This is a genomic window from Paenibacillus dakarensis, from assembly GCF_001373415.1.
Lineage (GTDB): Bacteria > Bacillota > Bacilli > Paenibacillales > Paenibacillaceae > Paenibacillus_AQ > Paenibacillus_AQ dakarensis.
Map to the genome: position 1 here is coordinate 1 of NZ_CDSE01000013.1, position 22,964 is coordinate 22,964.

The 22,964-nt window shown below is 42.0% G+C and carries 25 protein-coding genes; 7 read left to right on the top strand and 18 right to left on the bottom strand.

All coding sequences use genetic code 11. The features are described 5' to 3' along the window. Positions 1-460: 460 nt before the first annotated feature. From BN1234_RS03715 to BN1234_RS03730, 4 genes are all read right to left on the bottom strand, one after another. A complete protein-coding gene (locus tag BN1234_RS03715) occupies positions 461-1,000 on the bottom strand; it encodes a hypothetical protein (RefSeq protein WP_156337135.1) in 540 nt (179 codons plus the stop codon). A gap of 231 nt (positions 1,001-1,231) precedes the next feature. Next, on the bottom strand, positions 1,232-2,359 hold the full coding sequence (locus BN1234_RS03720; protein ID WP_054955324.1) for a PAS domain-containing sensor histidine kinase: 1,128 nt from the start codon (positions 2,357-2,359) through the stop codon (positions 1,232-1,234). Next, a complete protein-coding gene (locus tag BN1234_RS03725; protein WP_054955325.1) occupies positions 2,352-3,005 on the bottom strand; it encodes a response regulator transcription factor in 654 nt (217 codons plus the stop codon). Before BN1234_RS03725 ends, BN1234_RS03720 begins: the two co-directional genes overlap by 8 nt. 131 nt (positions 3,006-3,136) lie before the next feature. Next, positions 3,137-3,574, bottom strand: coding sequence for a GAF domain-containing protein (locus tag BN1234_RS03730; protein WP_054955326.1), 438 nt, complete (start codon positions 3,572-3,574; stop codon positions 3,137-3,139). 281 nt (positions 3,575-3,855) lie between these two features. On the opposite strand from BN1234_RS03730, the gene BN1234_RS03735 reads away from it, so the two are divergent. Continuing rightward, complete coding sequence (locus tag BN1234_RS03735; protein ID WP_245640085.1) at positions 3,856-4,629, top strand: Crp/Fnr family transcriptional regulator; 774 nt, start codon at positions 3,856-3,858, stop codon at positions 4,627-4,629. Between the two features lie 86 nt (positions 4,630-4,715). Here BN1234_RS03735 and BN1234_RS03740 read toward each other — a convergent pair whose 3' ends face one another. From BN1234_RS03740 to BN1234_RS03760, 5 genes are all read right to left on the bottom strand, one after another. Continuing rightward, entirely contained in the window at positions 4,716-6,113 is a 1,398-nt protein-coding gene (locus BN1234_RS03740; protein ID WP_054955327.1) for a protoporphyrinogen oxidase, read from the bottom strand. A gap of 440 nt (positions 6,114-6,553) precedes the next feature. Continuing rightward, positions 6,554-7,294 (bottom strand): GTP pyrophosphokinase, encoded by a 741-nt coding sequence (locus BN1234_RS03745; RefSeq protein WP_054955328.1) that lies wholly within the window; start codon positions 7,292-7,294, stop codon positions 6,554-6,556. A gap of 144 nt (positions 7,295-7,438) precedes the next feature. Next, positions 7,439-8,326 carry an EamA family transporter gene (locus BN1234_RS03750; RefSeq protein ID WP_211751791.1) on the bottom strand — a complete coding sequence of 296 codons (888 nt, stop codon included), beginning with the start codon at positions 8,324-8,326 and terminating at the stop codon, positions 7,439-7,441. Between the two features lie 139 nt (positions 8,327-8,465). Continuing rightward, complete coding sequence (locus BN1234_RS03755; protein ID WP_054955330.1) at positions 8,466-8,810, bottom strand: DUF952 domain-containing protein; 345 nt, start codon at positions 8,808-8,810, stop codon at positions 8,466-8,468. After that, complete coding sequence (locus BN1234_RS03760) at positions 8,807-9,706, bottom strand: LysR family transcriptional regulator (RefSeq protein ID WP_054955331.1); 900 nt, start codon at positions 9,704-9,706, stop codon at positions 8,807-8,809. Before BN1234_RS03760 ends, BN1234_RS03755 begins: the two co-directional genes overlap by 4 nt. Before the next feature lie 121 nt (positions 9,707-9,827). Between BN1234_RS03760 and BN1234_RS03765 the strand changes: the two genes are divergently transcribed. Next, positions 9,828-10,901, top strand: a complete 1,074-nt coding sequence (locus tag BN1234_RS03765) for a branched-chain amino acid aminotransferase (RefSeq protein ID WP_054955332.1) — start codon at positions 9,828-9,830, stop codon at positions 10,899-10,901. 55 nt (positions 10,902-10,956) lie between these two features. Here BN1234_RS03765 and BN1234_RS03770 read toward each other — a convergent pair whose 3' ends face one another. Then, positions 10,957-12,528 (bottom strand): ATP-binding protein, encoded by a 1,572-nt coding sequence (locus BN1234_RS03770; RefSeq protein ID WP_054955352.1) that lies wholly within the window; start codon positions 12,526-12,528, stop codon positions 10,957-10,959. Positions 12,529-12,789: 261 nt separating this feature from the next. Between BN1234_RS03770 and BN1234_RS03775 the strand changes: the two genes are divergently transcribed. From BN1234_RS03775 to BN1234_RS03785, 3 genes are all read left to right on the top strand, one after another. Then, positions 12,790-13,089: a hypothetical protein gene (locus BN1234_RS03775; protein WP_156337138.1), complete on the top strand. Its 300-nt coding sequence runs from the start codon at positions 12,790-12,792 to the stop codon at positions 13,087-13,089. A 150-nt stretch (positions 13,090-13,239) separates the two neighbouring features. After that, the gene (locus tag BN1234_RS03780; protein ID WP_054955334.1) at positions 13,240-13,809 is read left to right on the top strand and encodes a thymidine kinase; all 570 of its coding nucleotides are present in this window, start codon (positions 13,240-13,242) and stop codon (positions 13,807-13,809) included. 33 nt (positions 13,810-13,842) lie between these two features. Beyond that, on the top strand, positions 13,843-14,055 hold the full coding sequence (locus BN1234_RS03785) for a hypothetical protein (protein WP_054955335.1): 213 nt from the start codon (positions 13,843-13,845) through the stop codon (positions 14,053-14,055). Between the two features lie 304 nt (positions 14,056-14,359). Here the strand turns inward: BN1234_RS03785 and BN1234_RS03790 are convergent, their stop codons facing one another. Further along, positions 14,360-15,226: a YitT family protein gene (locus BN1234_RS03790; protein ID WP_054955336.1), complete on the bottom strand. Its 867-nt coding sequence runs from the start codon at positions 15,224-15,226 to the stop codon at positions 14,360-14,362. A gap of 315 nt (positions 15,227-15,541) precedes the next feature. Here BN1234_RS03790 and BN1234_RS03795 point away from each other — a divergent pair, with 315 nt between their 5' ends. After that, positions 15,542-16,150: a TVP38/TMEM64 family protein gene (locus tag BN1234_RS03795; protein WP_054955337.1), complete on the top strand. Its 609-nt coding sequence runs from the start codon at positions 15,542-15,544 to the stop codon at positions 16,148-16,150. 98 nt (positions 16,151-16,248) lie between these two features. On the opposite strand, the gene mnhG is transcribed toward BN1234_RS03795, so the two are convergent. From mnhG to BN1234_RS03825, 6 genes are read right to left on the bottom strand one after another with little or no spacing between them, the layout of a single operon-like run. Then, positions 16,249-16,653: a monovalent cation/H(+) antiporter subunit G gene (mnhG, locus tag BN1234_RS03800; RefSeq protein ID WP_245640086.1), complete on the bottom strand. Its 405-nt coding sequence runs from the start codon at positions 16,651-16,653 to the stop codon at positions 16,249-16,251. Further along, positions 16,631-16,915, bottom strand: coding sequence for a Na(+)/H(+) antiporter subunit F1 (locus BN1234_RS03805; RefSeq protein ID WP_054955339.1), 285 nt, complete (start codon positions 16,913-16,915; stop codon positions 16,631-16,633). The genes mnhG and BN1234_RS03805 overlap by 23 nt, the downstream gene beginning before the upstream one ends. Beyond that, the gene (locus tag BN1234_RS03810) at positions 16,915-17,391 is read right to left on the bottom strand and encodes a Na+/H+ antiporter subunit E (protein ID WP_054955340.1); all 477 of its coding nucleotides are present in this window, start codon (positions 17,389-17,391) and stop codon (positions 16,915-16,917) included. The genes BN1234_RS03805 and BN1234_RS03810 overlap by 1 nt, the downstream gene beginning before the upstream one ends. Positions 17,392-17,396: 5 nt before the next feature. Continuing rightward, positions 17,397-18,878 (bottom strand): Na+/H+ antiporter subunit D, encoded by a 1,482-nt coding sequence (locus BN1234_RS03815; protein WP_054955341.1) that lies wholly within the window; start codon positions 18,876-18,878, stop codon positions 17,397-17,399. After that, positions 18,871-19,209 (bottom strand): Na(+)/H(+) antiporter subunit C, encoded by a 339-nt coding sequence (locus tag BN1234_RS03820; RefSeq protein WP_054955342.1) that lies wholly within the window; start codon positions 19,207-19,209, stop codon positions 18,871-18,873. The genes BN1234_RS03815 and BN1234_RS03820 overlap by 8 nt, the downstream gene beginning before the upstream one ends. A 2-nt stretch (positions 19,210-19,211) precedes the next feature. Continuing rightward, entirely contained in the window at positions 19,212-22,070 is a 2,859-nt protein-coding gene (locus tag BN1234_RS03825) for a Na+/H+ antiporter subunit A (protein WP_054955343.1), read from the bottom strand. 238 nt (positions 22,071-22,308) lie between these two features. Between BN1234_RS03825 and BN1234_RS03830 the strand changes: the two genes are divergently transcribed. After that, complete coding sequence (locus BN1234_RS03830) at positions 22,309-22,536, top strand: hypothetical protein (protein WP_054955344.1); 228 nt, start codon at positions 22,309-22,311, stop codon at positions 22,534-22,536. Positions 22,537-22,556: 20 nt separating this feature from the next. Here the strand turns inward: BN1234_RS03830 and BN1234_RS03835 are convergent, their stop codons facing one another. Then, positions 22,557-22,832 carry a hypothetical protein gene (locus tag BN1234_RS03835; RefSeq protein ID WP_054955345.1) on the bottom strand — a complete coding sequence of 92 codons (276 nt, stop codon included), beginning with the start codon at positions 22,830-22,832 and terminating at the stop codon, positions 22,557-22,559. Positions 22,833-22,964 lie beyond the last annotated feature (132 nt).

Genomic DNA, 22,964 nt, shown 5'->3' on the forward strand with positions numbered 1-22,964 from the left:
GATCAAACTCTCCATTAAAGATCGAATCTTGTTCGATCGGCAGTCCCGTTAAGAGTTCCTATCCGGCTGGATGGAAGCTTAACGGGACGAGTAAGTGTTTGACTTGCTCATTTCAAAACTGACGAGAAATAAATTTCTCATTGTTGATCTTACCGAAGTAAGATCGGTTTAACTCACTCGTTGTTCAGTTTTCAAAGGTCAACTTCTTGCCCAGTCATTTAGCGACCGGATTTATAATATATCATAATCAATCGATATATGCAAGTTTTTTTTAATTTCTTCATCGAGCCGATCATGTTTCGTCGGCCGGATTTATAATATAACATTTTGGTCGCTAACTATCTAGATGTAAAATATTCCATGTCACATTGAAAGAAACAACATCAACTTTATCTTAAGCTTATCTAAACCGCAAAAGAAGCTGAAGTCCAGCCAAAATGGACCCAGCTTCTTAATTGATTCAATCTTCTAATTCAACGCTCTGGATACTCCCATCCATGTTTACTTCCCATTCAATCTCAATACCCTGTTTAAGACCAACCCCGTCCTCATCCTCAATGACTATTTCATCAGGTATATTTAAGGTCCGGTTCTCCCCGTGTTTAACTTGAACTTCTACCTTATTACCATTCACCTTCATGATAATGCCCTCATACTCAATGTACTGCTCAATGATATTGTTATTCGAATCTCTGATTGTTTTTAGTTTGCCTCCATCGGTCAGCAGCTCAGTCTTCTTATGATATCCGTTATTTATTTTCGTATCTTTAATAACCTTTTTAACTTTAACTCCTTCAGGAAGTTTTTCTGAATTTGTTTCGGTATTACCGTTGTTAGGATTCTTGGATGGTTGTGTCTCGTTTGGCGGTGAAGCTTCGTTTGCAGTATTCGGTTCTGGTGAATTGGTCTTTCCTGTTGAACAACCACTAAGTATAGTACTGATACAAACAAGGGATATAAATAACATATATATAGGTTTCTTCTGTTTGCTTCTCATCATGATTCCTCCAGATGTCAATATAGGCTTCTCTCTTTGCAACATAGCTTTTACATCTTACTTAAACTTCATACAAAAATTTTCGGCTATTTCCCGCTCCATAAATCAAACACGTTCCTTAAATCTGCATACACAAAACCCTCTGTTGATGGTTCATCAACAGAGGGTTTAATATTTCAGCATATGCTCGAATTGTATTTTAAGATAAAACTTGGGTTTTGACTGATAGAATGACTATACGGGCATAATCAGCCGTATGATAGTTCCTTCACCCGGCTTTGTTTCAATATTCAATTTAGCGCCAATGCCATGTGCACGTTCTTCCATACTGAACAGGCCGACCCCATGTCTCTCTTTATCAAAATCAATGCCTACTCCTTTATCAGCAATACAGACCTCTATCGATTTCTCCGATTGTTTTATTCGGACTTCAGCTTCATCAACATCAGCATACTTGCCAATATTTAATAATGCCTCTTGAATGATTCGATAAATCACCGTCTCCTGCTGATGATTTAACCGCTTGGTCAAATCCGATTTAAAATCCACTTTTATTCCATAGTGGTCTGTAAATTTTTCGAAATAGGTACGAATTGCAGGCACAACTCCCAGATCATCAAGTATAGAAGGCCGAAGCTGCCACGCTAATCCGCGAACATCTTCAATAATATGAGACACCTCTTGGCGGATTGCCGATAATTCCTCAAGAGTTGTGCTTCTATTTGGCTCCCCCTCCTCAGATATAAGAAGACGATCCATACTAATAAGCAGTGAGAATAAGCTTTGACCGATACCATCGTGAAGTTCACGCGAGAAACGTTTACGTTCTTCCTCCTGAATATCCATAACCTTAACCATCATTCGTTTTAATTCTTCTTCAACCGCTTTTAGACGGGTGATCTCATGCCGGATCGCCAAGAAGTGGATCGGTTGGCCTGCTTCATCAAATAAGGGCACAATCGTTGTGTCCACCCAGTAATAATTTCCGTCCTTCGCCTTGTTTCTAATCTCACCGTGCCACACAGAGCCAGACTTGATTGTTTCCCAAAGATTACGCATAAAATTTTTATCATGATACCCAGAATTAATTATTCGATGATCCTTACCGATTAATTCTTCCCGTGTGTATTTGGATATCTCACAAAATTTATCATTCACATAAACGATACGACCTTTAAGGTCCGTGACTGCAACAATAGAGGATTCGTCCAAAGCAACCTTTAAATCATTTAACTGCCGAAGTGAATTTTTCACATTATCCAATACAATGGGGTCAGCCTCCAGATGATCCAGATGATTCAGCAGTTCCTGTACATGCTGGCCTATAACCTCGGATGGATTAGCATTATCATGATTATTCAAAGGTCAACAGCCCCTTTTGCATTGCATATTTAATTAAGTCAGGTCGCGATTTCAGGCTTAATTTCTCCATAAGGTTACTTTTATGGCTTTCAACTGTCTTCACACTAATGTTTAGTTTCTCGGCAACCTCTTTGTTTGCATAACCTTTTGCTGTCCAGGAGAGCACTTCCTTTTCTCGTTCTGAAAGTGATTCAAACTCGTCTGAGCTCTCTCCATTTTTAACCCTGTCGATATATTGTCCCATTAAACGTTTCGTGGCAAGGGGCGTCAAATATGCATTCCCTTCAGCCACATTAAGAATTGCAGTAAGCAGTTCTTCATGTGGAGCATTTTTCAATATATAACCTGAAGCCCCCGCTTGAATTGCACGGAATAAATACTGCTCATCATCATGCATCGTCAAAACCAAAATATATATGTCCGGATGAAGCTGCTTTATTTCCTCCGTAGCAGTCATCCCGTCTTTTCCGTGCGGCATGCTTAAATCCATAAGGACAACATCCGGCTTCAATTCTTCAGCTAGACGAATGGCTTCATCTCCATCCGCCGCTTCTCCAACAACTTGTATATTTTGTTTTCCGCCAAGTAAAAACTTGAGTCCGGATCGAACGACGGCGTGGTCGTCCACAATCAACAGACGTATCATGATTTCCCTCCTATACCCGCGTTCCAGTAAAGTCAGACATATAACATGATATAAGAAAACAACAATCCCAGCAAATATGGATTGTTGTTATTATAAACAAAATATAAGGAAAACCTGCGGAATACAGCAGTTTAAATATTAAGCTTTTCCGGACCAGCTATATGCGAGCATGCTTTCTCAAGCATGTTAAGATCTGCTGCAGTGTACTTAGCTTCATTTCGGCGCCCGATCAGCAGGACTCCTTCAATACCGATATCCCCTTTGTGAATGGGCGCGGCAGCGGCGATAACCAAACGTTCAGCGAGCATAATGGAATCAGTACTCCGACGCTCTTCATCGGATATACATGTTCTCTGAACGATTCGGCCGATTCGGATGACTTCACCGGAAATCCCTTTGCCCGTACGGTTCACTATATAGCGATACTTTTCGTTGGTATTTCCCGAAGCTGCCTTCCATTGAATCTGCCTGGCAGACGAATCATACTCTGCAACCGCACAAAAATCACTTTCCGTAAGCTGACGAAGCTCTGTTAAATAATCTTCCCAACCCGCTTCACCCAAATGCATTTCAGGTCCCTCCATGGATATAACCTATTGTTTCCATATTCATTGTATCTTGAACAAGCGAATTTGTAGATCGGGGTATTCCCTGAAAAATCACTAAGGGTACACGTTCACTTCATATCCAGTTATGCGGTATTTTATCGTAATTTCGCTCCTGTCTCTATGATATATTTCACAAAAACAGGGTTATACCCTCGAAAAAATTCAGAGCGTTCCCTGATGTTCACAAGCGATCAAATCTTTTATGATAAATACAACAAGAGAACACGGGAGGCTGATTAAGGATGGCCATGACGATCGAACATCAACAAACCTTTAAAACCTGCTGCAATGCTAGTAGCTCGAATCAATCTTCAAATAAAGGTATCGGTCAGTATTTAACCGAAGAACAATTCAGATGCTTGGAGAGTATCATGCAGATCCGGAAGGTCGGAAAAGGATCATATTTGTTCTGGGAAGGTGAAAAGGCGGATAAATTGTATTATATTGTTTCCGGTCAAGTTAAGCTCCTGAAATCCACAGAGGATGGTAAAGACCTTATTCTTTCGGTTATGCAGAACGGAGACTTGATTGCGCAGTTTAACGGATTGAATAATACGTTATATGGATTTAGCGCTGAAACGATGAACGATCTCCAGGTAGGTGTAATCTTGCTTAAAGACCTCGAGGAATTGCTGATGCACCGTGGTGATATCGCATTACAATTTATGTACTGGTCCGGATTAAACAACCAGATTATCGAATCTAAGCTTCGGGATCTTCTGCTTCACGGAAAACCAGGCGCACTTGCTTCAACATTAATTCGCATGAGCAATACGTACGGGGTTCCTGCCATTGATGGATCTATCCACATTCAGATTAAACTAACGAATGCGGAATTAGGAGAAATCATCGGATGCACTCGTGAAAGTGTCAACCGTATGCTCGGCGATTGGAGAAACGAAGGAATTATCGATATAGAAGACGGCAAAATGATTATTCGTCAGATTCAAAACTTGCGCGAGATTAGCAAATGTCCAAATTCCTCCGGTTGTCCTGTTCAAATATGTCGCCTTTAAGCTGGTACGTGACTAATAAACAATAATAGACACCGCTCTATTCTTAGGAATAAGGCGGTGTCTATTGCTGTTCAAAGGATAGATATTTACATGTCCTGCTTCAGTCTCCGGACAATCTCATTTGCTGTTTTCTCGCCATTAGAAATACAATCAGGAATCCCTACACCATAATAAGAGCAGCCAGCTAACATGACATTCGGATACTTGCGGTCCAATTCCTGTTCAAGTGAATCGACAATCTCTTTATGCTTCATATGATAGTTGGGCATATTATCCTGCCACTTCGTGACTTCCGCAATAACAGGCTCAGCGACCAGTCCCAGACTGACAGAAATATCTTGCAGAGCCACCCTCGTCAGTTCTTCTACTGTCATATGTACAAGATCATTATAATGAGGATTGGAGCTCTTATAGAATAACCTGAGCAGAAGACGCCGCTTCTGAGACGTATGCTCCCATTTTCGACTGGTCCAGGTACAAGCATCACACTTAAGATCACTGTTTTTGGCAGATATAAAGCCTGTCCCGTCACTTGGAAGCTCACTGTCTGGAGCATCAAAGCCAAGATATATGCTGATCATGGATTTGGTGTGTAGCCGTGTGAACTTCTCTGATAGCGATTCATCCTGCAGCAGTTCCTGTGAGGGACGGCTTCCGCCGCTGAGAACAACATAGTCTGCTTGAATCACGGTTCCGTCAGCCAATGTAATAACATATCCCTCGTCACTGTTTACCAGAGACTCTGCCTTTACCCCTTTATGGATTTCAGCACACTCAAGCAATTGTTCCATTCGATTAATAAGAGTGAATACTCCGCCTTTAAAAGAGATAAACTTTTTGTTGCCGGCACCTAAATAAATATGCCTGTTCTCAAACAGTCCTTTCATAATGCTTCCGTACTGATTCTTATAATCAAGTAGGTAAGGAAAGGTTGAAGCAATGGTCAAATCATGCAGTTCACCTGAATATACACCGGAGATTACGGGTGCTATTTGTTTCTGCACAAGCTCCCGGCCAAGAAATGTCTCCAAAAACATTCCAAGAGAATCATGCTTCTCAAATGTTTCGTTAGGTGTGTAGAAATCCTTCAAGGCTTCAACCTTGCCTTCGGCAGACACAAGCTCACTTTCAGCCAGTGATTTCAAGTCCACCGGAATGCCGAAGACAGCATCAGCAGGAATTCTCTTCAAACCGTCTTCTGTATAGATGTATGAAATGCCCGTTGCATTATAAACGACCTCATCTGTTAAACCTAACTCTTCTATTAAAGGAGCAACATTGGACTTGCGGGCAACAATGGAATCGGCTCCGGTCTCCATGATGAAATCCTCATGAGAAACGGTGCGGATTTTGCCGCCTAATGTATCATTACTTTCTACGAGTACCAGGCGCATATCTAAGTTGTTACGTCTCATTTCATTCTGCAAGTAATATAAAGTGGATAAGCCGGTTATTCCACCGCCAATCACAACAGTTGTTCGCACTATATATACACCTCATATATGTAGGTTATTTTCTCGATTATCCTTTATGATAAACAAAATATCCAAGTTCAAATATAACACAAACTTTAATAAATAGCGGGTACTCGTCCCCTCAATTATGTGAACAGACAGAACAAAAGCCCTGCGAATGACTCACAGAGCTTTTGTATATATCATGGGAAGCGGTTTTCATGTCTCTACTTAAGCTTAAATAAGCTATGGTGGAATATCGGAATGATTAGGACCAGGCCTGTCTCGATTCCTCACTTTCGTGTTCATGGTATCAACAACCTTTCCGGCAATGACTTACTGTCAGTTATCCGTTCTGAGTTATGATAATATTCCACTTCCCACTTGTTATAATATTACCCTCTATTCCTGGATTGAAACACCTCCACAGTCACAGCATAATTATTTCTCTTCAGAGATAACAATGCCTCTCAATCTTTCGTTAATACATCCAGTATTCCCGAAGGCAGTTTGAACTGATGGTTGCTAATCTGAATGCTTTTTAGCTCATCCAGAATCGGCTCTTCAGGATGTGATTTCTTGATCATCTGAACCTCACGCTGCAGTCTCTCCATTTGGTGATCCAGCGCATTTGCTGTATCTGCCGCTATTTTTAATTCACGCAAAAGCTTTTCAGGTACAGACTGGTTATATTTATAAAAGATCTTATGCTCCAGGCTCGCCCAAAAATCCATCGCAATGGTCCGGATCTGGACCTCCACACACACATGCTCCACACGATCCGAGAGAAACACGGGAACTTCAAGGATTAAATGCAAGCTTTGATATCCGTTTGGTTTTGGATTCTTAACGTAATCCTTCACTTCCAAAACTTTCAGATCATTTTGATTCTGCAGCATATTGCTGACGTTATAAATATCGGATAAAAAGGAGCAGGTGATCCGGAGCCCTGCAATATCCTTAATATGTTCTTCAATAGACTCCAGTGAAAGATCAATCCCTTTTCGATACACCTTCTTCAGAATGCTTTCCGGCGTTTTCAAACGGGATTTCGTATGCTCGATAGGACAGTAGTCATGCAAGGTTTGGAACTCTTCCTTCAATATATCAATCTTCGTCTCCATCTCATCCAGAGCAAATTTATACTTCATCATAAAGCGTGTAATTTCATCTTTCATGATTTTCAGCTCAGCTATTTGCTGTGTCTTCATTTCAAGTCGTCCTTTCAATTGCAAATCTATCAAAAAGAAAGTTAATGCATATGCCTTACATTCATTATTCCTTCTATATAAATATTAAACTTTATGAGTATAAAACTGCAACTTTTCGAAAATTATTTGTTCGCAATTGATTTTCTATCGATGATTTTTAACTCGTACAGAAGCGATCTGCGGATATGCAATGCCGAACAAAATAATAATGACACCCAGCCATTGCAGCATGGAAACATGCTCCCTTAATACGAGCATCGAAACGATAACAGCAACGGGAAGCTCTCCTGCACCAAGGATCGTTGCAAGGCCAGTACTGATCTTAGGCGCCCCCAGCGCGAATAACAAAACCGGCAGCACCACACCAAATAACCCCAGAATGAGTCCGTAGATCCATAATCCTTGAGCAGGTGATACCTCTAAGAACACTTTCGGAGTAAAAATGATTGTTAACAAGATTAACCCGCCGCACGACATATAAAAGCTGCGTGTGATCGGTGACATCTGGGTCTCTACCCTGCCGCTGAAGAAAACAAACAGAGCCATCATAAACGCCGCAGCCAGGGCAAGTAATGTACCTTTCAGGTTAAGCTGGAGGGAACCGGCACCAAAGATTCCACCTGCAAGCACAGTTCCGATAAGAAGGATCACAACGGATATAAGGGTCGGTCTTGAGGGCATCTTCTTATTCACAATCGCTTCGATAACCACCCCCATCCAAGTAAACTGGAACAATAACACGACTGCGATCGATGCCGGAATGCTCTGAAGGGACAGATAATATGTCACGCCCGTTAGACAAGTGCAAATCCCAACGAGAGCCAGCTTGCCGAATTGTTTAAGGGATATCGTTCTTCTTGCAAAAATAAGCATTAATACCAGAAGGATAAGCCATCCGCTCCCGAACTGGCTGATCATCACCTCTTGAAACTCAAACCCTTTACTGTAGGCGAGCTTCACCACGGTAGAAAGAATACCGAAGCAGCAAGCTCCCAGGAATACATACAGTGAATTTTTAAGTAATTGATACAAAGCTTTCTCCTCCATAAAAAAACCCCGCTTCTTTTGTTTTGGATACCAAAAAACAAAAAAAAGTGGGGTGATATTTTGATTGATGAAATTTTACGAAACTTATTTTATGATATTCATTCGAAAAAGTAAACCTACCGTTTCATTCCATTACACCTTCCGGCATCTTAAAGCTGCCGTCCACACCTGTTGGTGTAAACTCGACCATTCGGATTACCGCATCGAAATTTATAGGTCCGTATATATGAGGAAATAACTTACCGGTATCATATAGATCCTCATACACAATATCAGCTTCAACCTTGTTTTCATCTATAAGCATCAGCATTAATCCCGTTTCGCCTTTATATAAGGAATTCGCTACACCTAAAAGCTGCTCAGGAGTCGAACAATGGATAAATCCTTCCTTTTCCAAACTGGATGGAGTATACACCCCATCCAGTAATATTTGCTTCATGGCCGTATACTTCATAATATGCATAATCATATGTATCCCTCCGTCTTATAACTGTCTATGAATCGCCGTGCACTCTTAGACAAATAGTGATCCTTTAGCCATAAAATCCCAACATCCGATTGAAAATCCGCATCTTCAATATGAAGCATTTTAACAACACTGACCGGAAATGAAGACATGACCGATTTTGGAAAAATCGTCGCCCCAATACCGCTTGCAATTAAAGACATGATGATCGCTACACTTGAACATTCACATATGATTTTGGGCTCAAACCCGTGGCGTTTACATTCATTCATAACCTGTTCATGCATCCGTATGGTTTTATCTGTCTTCAAGGTAAGAAACGGAAACGGAGCAAGCTCCTTCATCTTAACAGAGGTTTTGCCGATCTTGGAAACCCACGAACTTGGAATAACCGCAACATAGGGATCAGACGGTAATGGAAGGACTTCATAATGCTCCTTGGATAATCCTTCAAACGGAAGTCTTGCCAAGATCAGTTCAATCGCTCTTTTCTGAAGCAGCTCACCCAAGTACACATGGTCTCCTTCGGCAATTTTGAAAGTGACCTCGGGATAGGCATCCCGAAACAGCTGAATACGGGGTGGGAGCAATGAAATACAGGATACGACCGATCCAAGTGAAAGAACTCCCTTCACCCCTTCTTCCATCTCTTTTATCTCTCTTAGTGTTTCATCAAACTGGGCAAGCAGATGCTCAGCTCTCTGCCTGAGAAGCTCTCCTGCATCTGTCAGGTTCAGGCGTTTGGAGGTTCTGTCGAACAGCTTTACCCCAAGCTCCTCCTCCATCAATTTCAATTGGCGGCTCAGAGGTGGCTGTTCCATATTCAGCACCTTTGCCGCACGGGTGACCTGTCCTTCTTTTGCAATGGCTAGAAAATACTTCATTTGCCGTATATCCACATTCCCACCCGCCCGTCCATACCTAAATGATATTATAATGGAACAAAATAGATACTTTAAATATACCTTTCAAAATGATAGCATTCAATGTAAGAATATTTTTTAGGGAGCGATGGCATCCATGGCTAGAACGATAGAAATTCAAACTACGACGAAGAAAAAGCAAAAACCACTTCAGGACCAGCTGGGGTTCGGCATTCATTTTACAGACCATATGTTCATTATGGATTATAGTGAAGATAAAGGATGGTACGATCCCCGAATTGTGCCTTATCAACCGATTGTTCTTGATCCTGCAGCCAAAGTCTTTCATTATGGCCAGACCATATTCGAAGGCTTAAAAGCTTTTAAAACCGCGGAAGGTAAAGTCCTCCTCTTCAGACCCGAGAGAAACCTTCAGCGTTTGAACCGTTCCAATGAACGACTTGGTGTCCCTGCAATCGATGAAGAATTGGCGCTTGAAGCACTGAAGAAAATTATTGCAGTCGATCAGGACTGGATTCCAACAGAGCCAGGAACCTCTTTATATATCCGTCCGTTTGTCATTGCCACCCAACCGGCGCTGGGTGTGGATGCTTCTACGCAATATCAGTTTATTATCATTTTATCTCCTGTAGGTAATTACTACGCCGAGGGTATCAACCCGGTTAAAATTTACGTAGAAAGTGAATATGTCCGTGCAGTTAGAGGCGGGATCGGTGAGGCTAAAACGGCCGGCAACTATGCTGCCAGCTTGAAGGCCCAAGAAATCGCCAAAGAAAAAGGCTACTCTCAGGTGCTGTGGCTAGACGGAGTTCACCGCAAATACATTGAGGAAGTTGGAAGCATGAATGTCTTCTTCAAAATCAATGGAACAGTGCATACGCCGAAATTGAACGGCAGCATTCTGAACGGTATTACCCGGAGTTCCATTATTGAGCTGCTCCGTCACTGGGACATCCCTGTAGAAGAGAGCACCATGTCCGTTGAAGATCTGTACAATGATGCGAAGAGCGGAGCATTGGAAGAAGCTTTCGGAACAGGAACAGCTGCGGTCATCTCTCCAATCGGTGAACTTAACTGGCGGGATGAGAAATTGACGATTGCGGATGGTAAAATAGGTGAAATTTCCGGTAAACTTTATGATACTTTAACAGGTATTCAGCGTGGTACCCAACCTGATCCATTCGGATGGATGGTTGAAGTAGAAATTTAATTCTCTATAAATAAAAAGGTTCCCGGCAATTTACTGCCTGGGAACCTTTTTTTATTTAAATTGCTGTATTGGAGTCCTCCGTGATCGGCAGCCGAATCGTAAATATCGTTCCTACATTCACTTCACTTTGAACTTCAATGGCACCGCCATGGTCTTCAACAATTTTTTGACATAAAGATAAGCCTAGACCTGTCCCCTCCTCTTTCGTTGTGTAAAACGGATCAAAAATTTGACCGATATCACTTTCTGCAATTCCTTTTCCCGTATCCTGAACGCTAATGATTGCAGTCGTCCCATCAATATGTAATGAGAATTGTACATTTCCTGGCGTTTCCATGGCTTGAAATGCGTTGCGTATCAGATTAATCAGCACTTGAATAATTTTGTCCCGATCCATATATACCGAAGCATCATCCTCGGGGATTTCCATTATAAAAGTATGCCCCCTTGAGACTGCTTCAGATTCACATAAAGAGTAAATCCTGTTCATACAGAAATGAAGTGAATCCACTTTCATATTACTGACATGAGGCTTGGAAAACTGCAAAAACTCCGCAGTTAATTCACCCACTCTCGTAATTTCACCCATAATGACATCATACCAAGGTTCAATATTGTAATTTTGGATTTTGGAAATCTGTATAAATCCCTTAATGGCCGTTAACGGATTACGGATTTCGTGAGCCATACCGGCAGCCAGTTCTCCAACCGTTTTCATTTTTGCTGAACGCATGAATTCTTCCTGTTCTTTAAGCCAGCTCATTCTGCGCATTTGGAAAATACGCTCCTCAGCCATGCTTATTACTTCTTGGAATGTAGCTGCTTCTTCGGGGAATTTTGTCACGCTATAAGTAACCTGTATACCGAGCTCCTCAAAAGACATGAAATCCTTAACCTCTTCAGTGGAAGGAAGGAGAATCGCAAACCGGTCTCCTGCATATCGTGCCGTTCCAAGCATGTTCTTAAAATGGTTTTCGATAGATCGCGAGAAATTAATCAGAATCTCATTAGCAGTGGAAATGTCTTTCGCATTTAAAGACTTGAAATTATTAATATCCAGAAGTATCAGTTGAAAATGAACGTTCTGCTCTGTGAGTTGTTGAACAGTTTTCATATAACCTTCATAATTCAAACACCCGGTGAGAGGATCATAATTGATAAGATAGTCATTCTGCAGGGACAATGTCCTCTTCTCGAAATCATTCTTAATAATAATATGAAACATAATAATGAATACAAAGGAAGAAAAAATCTCAAACAAAGAAACAACCAGATTAAAGGATATAAGCGGCGTATAAATTAGACGAATGGCTGAGTACTGGATGACCAGAAGCAGACCAATCGACATGATTTCCCTAAACTTTTTCTTATACTGCATGATATTCATAACCAAAATATAATACAGCAGAATGCTCATATTCATCGTACTCGCATAATGAAATACTGCCAGGAAGATAAATTCAATTTTCGTGAGCCAAGGATATTTATGATCCAGAACCATGCTACCCATGAACAATCCGGCCGCTATGAGCATTAGCTCTATACTCTCATGTCTGCCGAACCTGATCGATGAAATAATAATGAGAGTGACAATAAGAGGAACGAACAGGAGTTTAATCATTTTCATGGACACTCGAAATCACTCCCATATTCACATTCAATATATACACTTTTCATCTTCTCATATGTTATACCATAAAATGGTGTTCCGAGCAGTAAAATAAAAAATTGTAAACCTTGAACGAGTGTAATTTACTCCTCGTATTTGACGATTCAGCAAATTATTCTTCTGCCTTAGTATTTCCTTGGGTATTGGCACAGGTACATCTATCCACCCAGTCATAGAATAACCCAAGGCAAACACATTACCGTAGAGGAGCTGTTAAATATGACTGAATATGGAGGTTCACATATGGGAACAGGAATGGGGCATGGAAATAAACCAATGGCGGAAGTTCTCATGAATACAAGCTGGGGCTCACATATGCAGACTCCAGGCGCAATGGAGAACCTGCAGCATTCTGGAAACATGAATCTTCAGGGACACGAGAATATGCACCTTCATGGGCATGGGTGTAAAAAAGAAGCCAAGGAAAAAGTAGTTGTGCCTGTCGCCAAGCCTGTGTTCGCAGCTGAATTAGTACTCTTCGTTCTATTGGTGATTATCATTAAGTGTAGTCAGTACTGAGTTAAATGTAAGGTAGCACTAAAAACAGCCTTATAGTCATGTGGTTATAAGGCTGTCTTTATTTTTTTCATAAGAATTGTTATTTACACAGGCAGCAGAATGATGAGAAAATAAGATTTGGCTAACACGTTATCGGGAAAGGAAATGAGCATGGCACAGTTATATTATAAATATGGAGCAATGAACAGCGGAAAATCGATTGAGATTTTAAAAGTCGCACACAATTATGAAGAGCAGAACAAACCGGTCCTCATATTTACTTCAGCTCTTGACCATCGGGATGAGGTCGGCTATGTTTCATCTCGTATTGGTTTGAGAAGACAAGCTATTCCAATCACCGAAGATACTGATATATATGGAATAGTAAACAATCATCAGCCTAAACCATATTGCATTCTCGTTGATGAGTGTCAATTTCTAAGCAGGAAGAATATCCAGCAGCTTGTACGAATCGTGGATGAGCTGGATGTTCCGGTGATGGGCTTCGGTTTAAAGAACGATTTTCAGAACCAGCTGTTTGAAGGCAGCCGCTACATGTTGACTTATGCTGATAAAATTGAAGAAATGAAAACAATTTGCTGGTTTTGTGAACGTAAAGCGATTATGAATCTTCGTGTGAAGGATGGTAAACCGGTATACACAGGGGAACAAATTGTCATCGGTGGCAATGATACTTACTTTCCGGTATGTCGTAAATGTCATACTAATCCCCCTCTTTAATACCAACACTTAATTAAGGAGGATTTCAAATCTATGCCGATCGTCAGACCCCTGACTACGGATCAGGATTTCCAGGAAGCCATGGAACGAAAATATAAAATACGTATCTTCAAGGACAACCATCTCATTGATGCCGGCACTGCAATCATTCGTTTTACTGATGATACAATTGTTACTCAATCAGGGGTTAGTTCACTCGGTTATTATAAACGTGAAGAGTGTGAGTTTTTCGAAGTGAGGAAATAAGAAAAGCTTGAAGACAAGGTTATGCTTTCGATGTAGCTATCCTATGGAAAGCTTTTAGGTGAACGCTTCGCTTCTCCAGAATAATTCCGCCTTCTCCGTTGTAGAATAGTTTTCTAAGATTCCTTATCAAACAAGCTGTTTCCTGTAGATTGCAGAAAACAGCTTGTTTGATTTTCACTAAGCGCTATCTTCATTTAATTTACACATAAAAATACACCCCATAGAATTTCATCAGATAAACCAGGGGTTTATTCGAATGACCACTCTAAGAGGTGCACGTCAATCTATAGTCCAATCATTTTTTTTAGTGGATGTCCCGTTTCGTAAAGTCGCCGCCCATAACATCTGCTACATTCTGGATGGATATGAATGCACTCTTGTCAATTTCCTGAACGACGGTCTTCAGCTTGGATATCTCAAGCCTGTTGATTACACAATAAATCATCTGTGTCTCTTCCTTGGAATATCCGCCTTTACCGTACAACAAGGTCGTGCTGCGGCCTAGACGGTCATTGATAGCATCCGATATTTCTTCATAATCACTTGAAATAATCGTAACGGATTTGGATTCCTCCAAGCCTTCAACGACAATATCCATCACCTTTGCGGCTATATAATACGTAAAGATCGAGAACATTGCTGAGTCGGCACCGAATACGAAACCGGCTACGATAAAGATAAACACATTGATGAACATGACAATCTGTCCAACCGGGATGCGAAGCTTTTTGGAAAGAAGGATCGCTACAATTTCTGTACCATCAAGCGCACCACCGTACCGGATTACCAGACCAACCCCGAAACCGAGAATCAAACCGCCAAATAGAACAGCCAGAATCTTCTCATTCGTAAAAGGCTGAACATCATGAAGCATAACCGTTGAAACAGATAAAACGATAATTCCGTATAACGTTGAAAAGGCAAACGTTTTACCGATCTGCTTATAACCGATAAACAGAAAAGGCAGGTTAAAAATGAACAGGAATGCGCCGAGCGCAATTGGTGTGATTTTGGATAACACGATCGATATACCGGTTATGCCTCCATCAATAATAGTGTTTGGGACGAGGAATACTTCAAGAGCAACTGCCATCATAATCGCTCCGATTGTGATGAAAATAAAGCGTTTAATGATTTCCCCTACAGACATTTTTCGATGTTTTTTTGACATGCTGAGAACCCCTTCAGTGTAGAATATCACCGCTGCTTGCGATAATTGTCGATATTTCCTTAAAATAATATATAGGAATTCTTAGCATTGTTCAAATCGCATTAGGCAAAGAGTCCTATTCTCAACGGGCTGTTGACATTTGAGAACACTCGCCATTTCATCTAACAACAAAGTATTTAGTCATGATAATTAATGCTCAGGTGCAGTGTCATAAGTTATTATGCTATAATAAATATCGTTGATTTTTATTAAAAATGGATCTATTAATTACATGCTAATTAACGCAAGAATTCATGAGGAGAGATCGTATTTATCATGCTGGACTGGATGGAGCAAGCCTTAAAATTTCTGAAAGATATAGATATGAAGCAAGTCGAATCCTGGCTGCAAGAGTATTCAAATCTGGGACCTTTACCAGGCATACTACTGCCATTTGCCGAAGCATTCCTTCCCATATTGCCGCTCATCGTCATTGTTATGGGAAACGCAGCTGCATATGGATTATGGTGGGGCTTTCTGTTCTCGTGGATCGGAGTTTGTGCTGGATCTGTTCTGGTCTTCTGGCTGGCTCGCAAACTGGGAGGCAGTCTCGGGCTTTATATCCAGAAGCGTATGCCGGGCACACAGCGATTCTTTCACTGGATTGAGGAAAAAGGCTTTACGCCTATATTTATCCTCTATTGCTTTCCTTTCACTCCGTCGTCTCTGATTAATGTTGCATCAGGCATTAGCACCGTATCTATGTCTACATTTACCATCGCTGTAATGGCCGGGAAATCTGTCATGATATTTATGATCGCTTTTATTGGTCATGATTGGCAAGGGTTCGTCCATCAACCATGGAGAATACTTATTGCGTTAGCGGTATTATCACTGTTGTGGCTGATTGGTAAGAAAGTAGAGAATCGTTACCACCATACATAATTGGATTAACAATGAAGCAGGCTGCTCAAGGATTCAACCTTGAGCAGCCTGCTTTTTATTATATATTCTTTTAAACGAATTTATTACAGCTATTTTGATCAACTATCCGTTCTGTTTCCTTCGCTCTGTTGGCTGTCTTTATAATTCTTCTCCAGTGCTGGTCGAAGATCATCATTCTTGCTGTTGCTCCATAACGGAACACCGGTGCGATATGCTGCCCTACCATTGAGATGTCCAGCTACAGGAGCGGTTATAAACACGAAAATAATCCCCAAGATCAGCTTCGCGCTGATGTGATCTACATAGATCATAAAATAGAGGAAGACGCCTGTCAGAATAAGCAGAACACCAAGGGTTGAGCTCTTGGTCGCTGCATGTGACCGCAGATAAATATCCGGTAAGCGTATTAAGCCAAATGCACTTACAGCGCTAATCAGTGCACCACACAGCACCACAATTCCGATCAGCAATTCTCCGATTTCACTCACCGTTACTCCGTTCAATGACATCACCTCTTTCAATGTATCTTGCCAAGGCTGTTGTACCTATAAAAGTCAGAATACCAATCAATAAGATGATGTCTAAATACACTTCTGTCCGAAACAGCATCGACAAGACTGCGATCATAGACAACAAAATGATTCCAATTGTATCCAGGGACATAATCCGATCATTCATGGATGGCCCCTTAATCAGTCGATACAGGCACCCGAGAATGGCGAGGGACAATATGGCAAGTGAAATAATCAGCATCGTATTCAGCATTACCGTGTCACCTCCAGAATTGCTTTTTCAAAGCTGTCCTTAATCTGACGAACAACCTCATCCTTGTCTTCAATGTCCATCGCGTGAATATACAGCTTTTTCTGATCATGGGAGACTTCCATCGTGAGCGTCCCTGGAGTCAAGCATATAAGGCAGGACAGCACAGTAACCTCCCAATCGGTCTTTAGTTCTGTCTCGTATTCAAATATGCCTGGCCGTATATTCAATTTTGGTCTTAAGACTTGGCCAATAACCGTGAAACTAGACTTTATCAGTTCTTTCAAAAATAGCAAGAGGAGCGCGATAACCGCCCAAAGTCTCCTCAGATAAAAGTCATGCGGCCAGAAACGTCTCAACAAACCGATGAGAACCGCACCAATCAAATATCCAAGGATAAAACTCTGTATTGACCAATCTGAATTGAGAAACATCCAGACAAAGGAAATGATTAGATTTAATAAAATTTGATGGCCCATCTATCCTACTCCTTTAATACAGCATCAATGTAAATGGACGGATTCGCAAGTACCTCACCCGCCTGTCCGGCATAGGAATACACCCATTCCGAACCCAAGCCGAGAACGATGACCAAGATAAACAACCCTACCACAGATACATAAGCCGTACCATGCCATTTTTTCTGGTCACGGATCGGAAGTAAATAATCTTCCCGCCAGAACGCTCCAATAAATACGCGGATTAAGGAGTACAGTACAATCAAACTTGAAGCGACGGCGACAATCGTTAGCAGGATATCTCCCTGGCTTATGCCTCCGCGTACCATAAGCACTTTGCCAGGGAATCCGCTAAGCGGCGGAATGCCAACCAATGCAAGTGTCAAAATGAAAAACATCCATCCAATGAGAGGATAACGTTTAATCAGCCCGCCCATTTCACTAAGCTTATTTGTGCCCGCTGCCGCAATGATCATGCCTCCGAGAATGAACATGAGCGCTTTAGCAATCATATCATGCATCAAATATAGAACTGTACCATCAAGCGACTCTTTCGTAGCAACGGCCAAACCGAATGTGATAAAGCCGACACTGATAACCACATTGTAATTCAAGATTCGGTGGATATCCTTATACGCCACAGCGCCTAATCCTCCAAGAACCATCGTCGCAGCTGCTAGCCATGCGATAATGTTGTGCGTAAATGCCTGATCATGATAGAAGATGAGCGTAAAGGTACGAATGATCGCATAAAGGCCTACTTTAGTCAAAAGTGCTCCGAACAAGGCTGTTACGGCTGTTGGTGGAACACTGTAGGAACCCGGCAGCCAGTAGAAGAGGAACAGACCCGCCTTTAACGCGAATACAATCAGGAACATAAGCGCGATGACGTTAAGAATTCCCCCCTGACCTGCTTCAGCTACCCTGACGGATAAATGAGCCATATTCAAGGTGCCGACTACGCCATACAGATAAGCCATTGCCGCTACGAACAAGCTTGACGAGATGATATTGATTAATACATACTTGATCGTCTCGCGCAGCTGCCGTTTTGTACCTCCTAGAACAATGAGCGCATAAGAGGCTATAAGCATTACTTCAAAGCAGACGAACAGGTTAAACAGGTCACCTGTCAGAAACGAACCGACTACACCTGCCAGGATGAATTGCACAAACGGATAGAAGTAATACTTCTCTCTCTGTGCACCGATGGTACGAAATGCGTACAAGAGACATGCTGCTGTAACTACAAGTGTTGTTAAGACAAGCAGCACTGCAAACATATCCGCTACGAATACGATGCCATATGGCGGCATCCAGCCACCCATAAATAAAGTCTGTATTCCATCATTCTGTACCTGTGCAACAAGAAGTACAGTTGCAATTATATTTATTACCACACTTATGATGCTGATCCAGCGCTGAGCTTTCACACGTTTGGACAGAAAGATGAGAATTACAGCAGTCAGCAAAGGAATCAGAAGCGGAAGAACAACCAGATTATTCATCTTCTTGCCCCCTCAGTTCCTCCATATCATCTGTCCCCAGCCGCTGATAGGCTTTATAGGCAAGCACGAAAAAGAATGAGGTTACCCCAAAGCTGATAACAATAGATGTTAATATGAGCGCCTGCGGGATCGGATCCACATAGGATTCTGCATTCTCACCCAGCAGTGGAGCCGCACCCGTCTTGAGCCTTGCTGTCGTGAGCAATAAAAGATGGATCCCGTGGGTAATCAGGGACGTTCCCAAAATGATGCGAAGCAAGCTTTTGGAAAGAATTAAATATACTCCTACGGCGAACAGAACACCGATGGCAAGTGACATATACAGTTCCATGGCTAGTCGTCCTTCCCGATTGAATAAATAATTGTCATTGTGACTCCCACAACCGTCAGATACACGCCTAAGTCGAACAACACGGCGGTTGCGAGTTCCGTATCACCAAGCAGCGGTAAGTTGAAATGTCCAAAGGCATGGCTGAGAAAAGGTTTGCCAAACATAAATGATCCCATAGCGGTAAGATATGCAGTGAGCAGGCCTACAGCCGTCATCGCCCTGTAGTTTACCGGAATGATCTTCCGGCTTATGTCCATTCCGAACGCCATTGATAAGAGCACCAAGGCAGCTGCTGTCATGAGTCCGCCTATAAAGCCGCCGCCCGTGCTGTTATGTCCTGCAAGGAATAAATAAAATGAGAAGGTCAGGATGATGAATATAACAACCTTCGAAATCGTTTTTAGGATGACGTCATTACTGTTCGGAAGAATAATATCAAGTCGCTTTACTCGTTCACCGAGAATGGCATCTCCAGAATCAATTTTGATCATCCCGTATATCGCCAGCGCAGCAATACACAGCACAGTGATTTCAAGCATCGTATCAAATCCACGGAAGTCTACAAGGATCACGTTAACAACGTTCTTCCCTCCAGCAAGCTCTTTACTTCCTTTTACGAAGAAGTCTGATATTGGCTCAAACATTCTGCCGCTGGTTGCCCCTAACGCAATCAATGTCATCACTATACCGACACCGGCAGAGATGAGCGCATTGGTCCATTTAAAGCTTAATGAAACCTTCTCCTTCTTCAATTTAGGAAGATGATAGAAGCAGAGCAGGAACAGCATGACGGAGACCGTCTCCACAATCATCTGTGTAAGCGCCAGGTCCGGTGCTCTAAAGATAACAAAGAACAGCGTAACCATATATCCGGACATACCTGTCAATATGATGGCAACAAGTCTTGTACGTACAAACAGCAATGCCAGTACCGAAACAACAAGCACAAGAATAACAATCGCCTCGTAGAAGGAAACCGGGGCATAATTTGCAACATTTATTTGTATGCCGCCGGAATATACGATACCGTAACCCAACAGCGCGATCATAAATCCGAAAATATAAATAACATAGTGACGGATGGAGCCTGTCATATAAAATCTGGTAATTCTACTGCCGCCCCGCTCCAGTGCAGCAAGTCCGCCATCGTAAGCGCGATTAAGTGATATTTTGTTAATTAACGGACGGTTTAGGACCCTTGCTCTTCCATACAGCTTATACAGAAGCGTTCCTAGAATGATGATACCGATCGTCATAAAGATTTCGGTTGTCCATCCATGCCAGAACTCAATCTTGACGAGGAATTTATCCCCCGGCGCCAGCATAGCTGGCTGGATTGCCGCCATCGCAGGCTCGATTAACGAGTACGACAGAATGTTCGGGAACAATCCGAACAAGATAACAAGCGATGCCAGAATAACCGGTGGAATCAGCATGCCAAGTGGAGCTTCATGCGGTTTCTTATCAAGCTTTTCCGGTTGAAACTTGCCTGTAAAGGTTTTGAAGACCAAGATCATACTGTACAGGAATGTAAATACACTCGCCACCCAGGCTACGACCGGAATAAGCACACTCCACGTTTCTGCATTCCAGAAATCCATTTCTGTTGCATGAAGCGCTGCAGTAAAGAACATCTCTTTACTGAGGAAGCCGTTAAACGGAGGTAATCCAGCCATGGAGAACGCTCCAATCGCTGCAACTGTAAAGGTAATTGGCATAAGCGACATGAGTCCACCCAGCTTACGTATGTCACGAGTGCCTGTTTCGTGATCAATGATGCCTACCACCATAAACAGCGCACCTTTAAATGTCGCATGGTTAATGAGATGGAATATTGCAGCTGTGGTCGCTTTCGTATAGATCATTGAGTCCGGATTCCCGGAATAAAAGGCTGCTGCAGAGCCAAGACCGAGCAAACTCATAATCAGGCCCAGCTGACTGACAGTCGAAAAGGCAAGCAGCGCTTTGAGATCCTTCTGTTTTATGGCACGAACCGAACCGTAGAGCAGCGTCGTTAAACCAACCACTGTTACAATCCAGAACCATTCTGCTTGACCTGCGAACACAGGACTAAAGCGGGCAACCAGATAAAGGCCTGCTTTAACCATCGTAGCCGAGTGAAGATAAGCACTGACTGGGGTCGGTGCTTCCATCGCATCAGGAAGCCAGATATGAAACGGAAATTGCGCCGATTTCGTAAAAGCTCCGAGCAAGATCAGGATCATTGCAGGAATAAATAATGCATGCCCTGTTATTTCGCTGGCGCTGGCTATGATTTCACGTACGCTCATACTATTCGTCATGATGGACAGCATAAGAAATCCGGTGAACATGGCAAGGCCGCCAAATACAGTAATGAGCATGGACTTCAGTGCTCCATAGCGGGAACGCTCCCGGGTATACCAGAAAGCGATCAGAAGGAACGAGGATATACTTGTCAATTCCCAGAACCCATAGAGGACCATTATGTTATCGGATAATACAACACCAAGCATAGCCCCCATAAACAGGAGAAGGTATATATAAAACCGATGGATTGCCTCTTTGTCCTTCTCCATATAGAACACAGAATAGAGAACAACAAGCATTCCGATTCCCGTAATAAGCAGTGAAAATAATAAACTAAGACCATCCAGATATACGGTGAAATTAATTCCCAGTGAAGGGATCCACCGTAAGGTAGAGATAATGTCTCCTCCTTCCTGTACAGAAGGAATTCGTCCGAGAAAATAAGCGAATAAAACGACAGGAACAGGCAGAATAAACCATCCTGTATGCACTCGTTTCATATACTTGTAAAACAAGGGTACCAATACTGCATATAGAAGAGGTACCATAATGGCAATGTGAAGCAGCGACAAGTTGATTCCTCCTTAGCCAAAATGTAATCTTTTCTTAGTATTGCCAATACAAAGATCGTAAGACCGAAAAAACGTAAAAAAAGCCCGCTGTTGGCAGGCTCCTCCGGTTAATACATATGTAATTAGCGTACAATCTCAAACTGTGAATCAGTATAGCTAACTTCATTGCTTTTGTCAAAAGAAAAATGAATGAAAAACTGTAGAATGGGCATCACTCTTAATTGAAGGAGTGATTAAAATGACCATCCGAAAAATCACCGTTTGCGTCTTGCTGTTCATCGTATTGCTCGCAGTTACGGCAGTTATGGATTACCGCATCAGACAGACACATTATCATGAACCAAGAATTTCGCCATATAGCCACAATGTTAATATAAACCAAGATGATCGATCGGAAACAACCCAGCGTGCACTAAAATTTGATCCAAGAGAATATATCCGAATCAGGTATGGCCCGAATGAATAAACCCGGATGAATATAATAGCTTACAAGCTCTTAAAGGTCTTAATAAACTTTTCAGGGCTCTCTTTCACTGTATATGAGTATACACCCAGCTTCGTGTGCAGATAAAGAAATCCGCCTTGATCTCCTACCTGCCGGAAAGACACGTCAAATACATCACCAATCGGAAATTCCCTATACTGTGTTATGATTTTATCACGGTATAAATATAATGACCGATGGTCTTCATATGCAATTTGCTCCGTACTTGCAACTTCCCTTTGAATTTTGTAATAAGGCTGAACAGCCAGCAACTCCATCCTCGCCCACCTCGTTAGTACATTTCTATATCCAGTCTTATGGGATTTGATCTTCCATCATGGATTGAATAACATTGTATCATAGTTCATAACGATTCCTAAGAATCCTGCGAAATCCAAGAGAAACGGCCT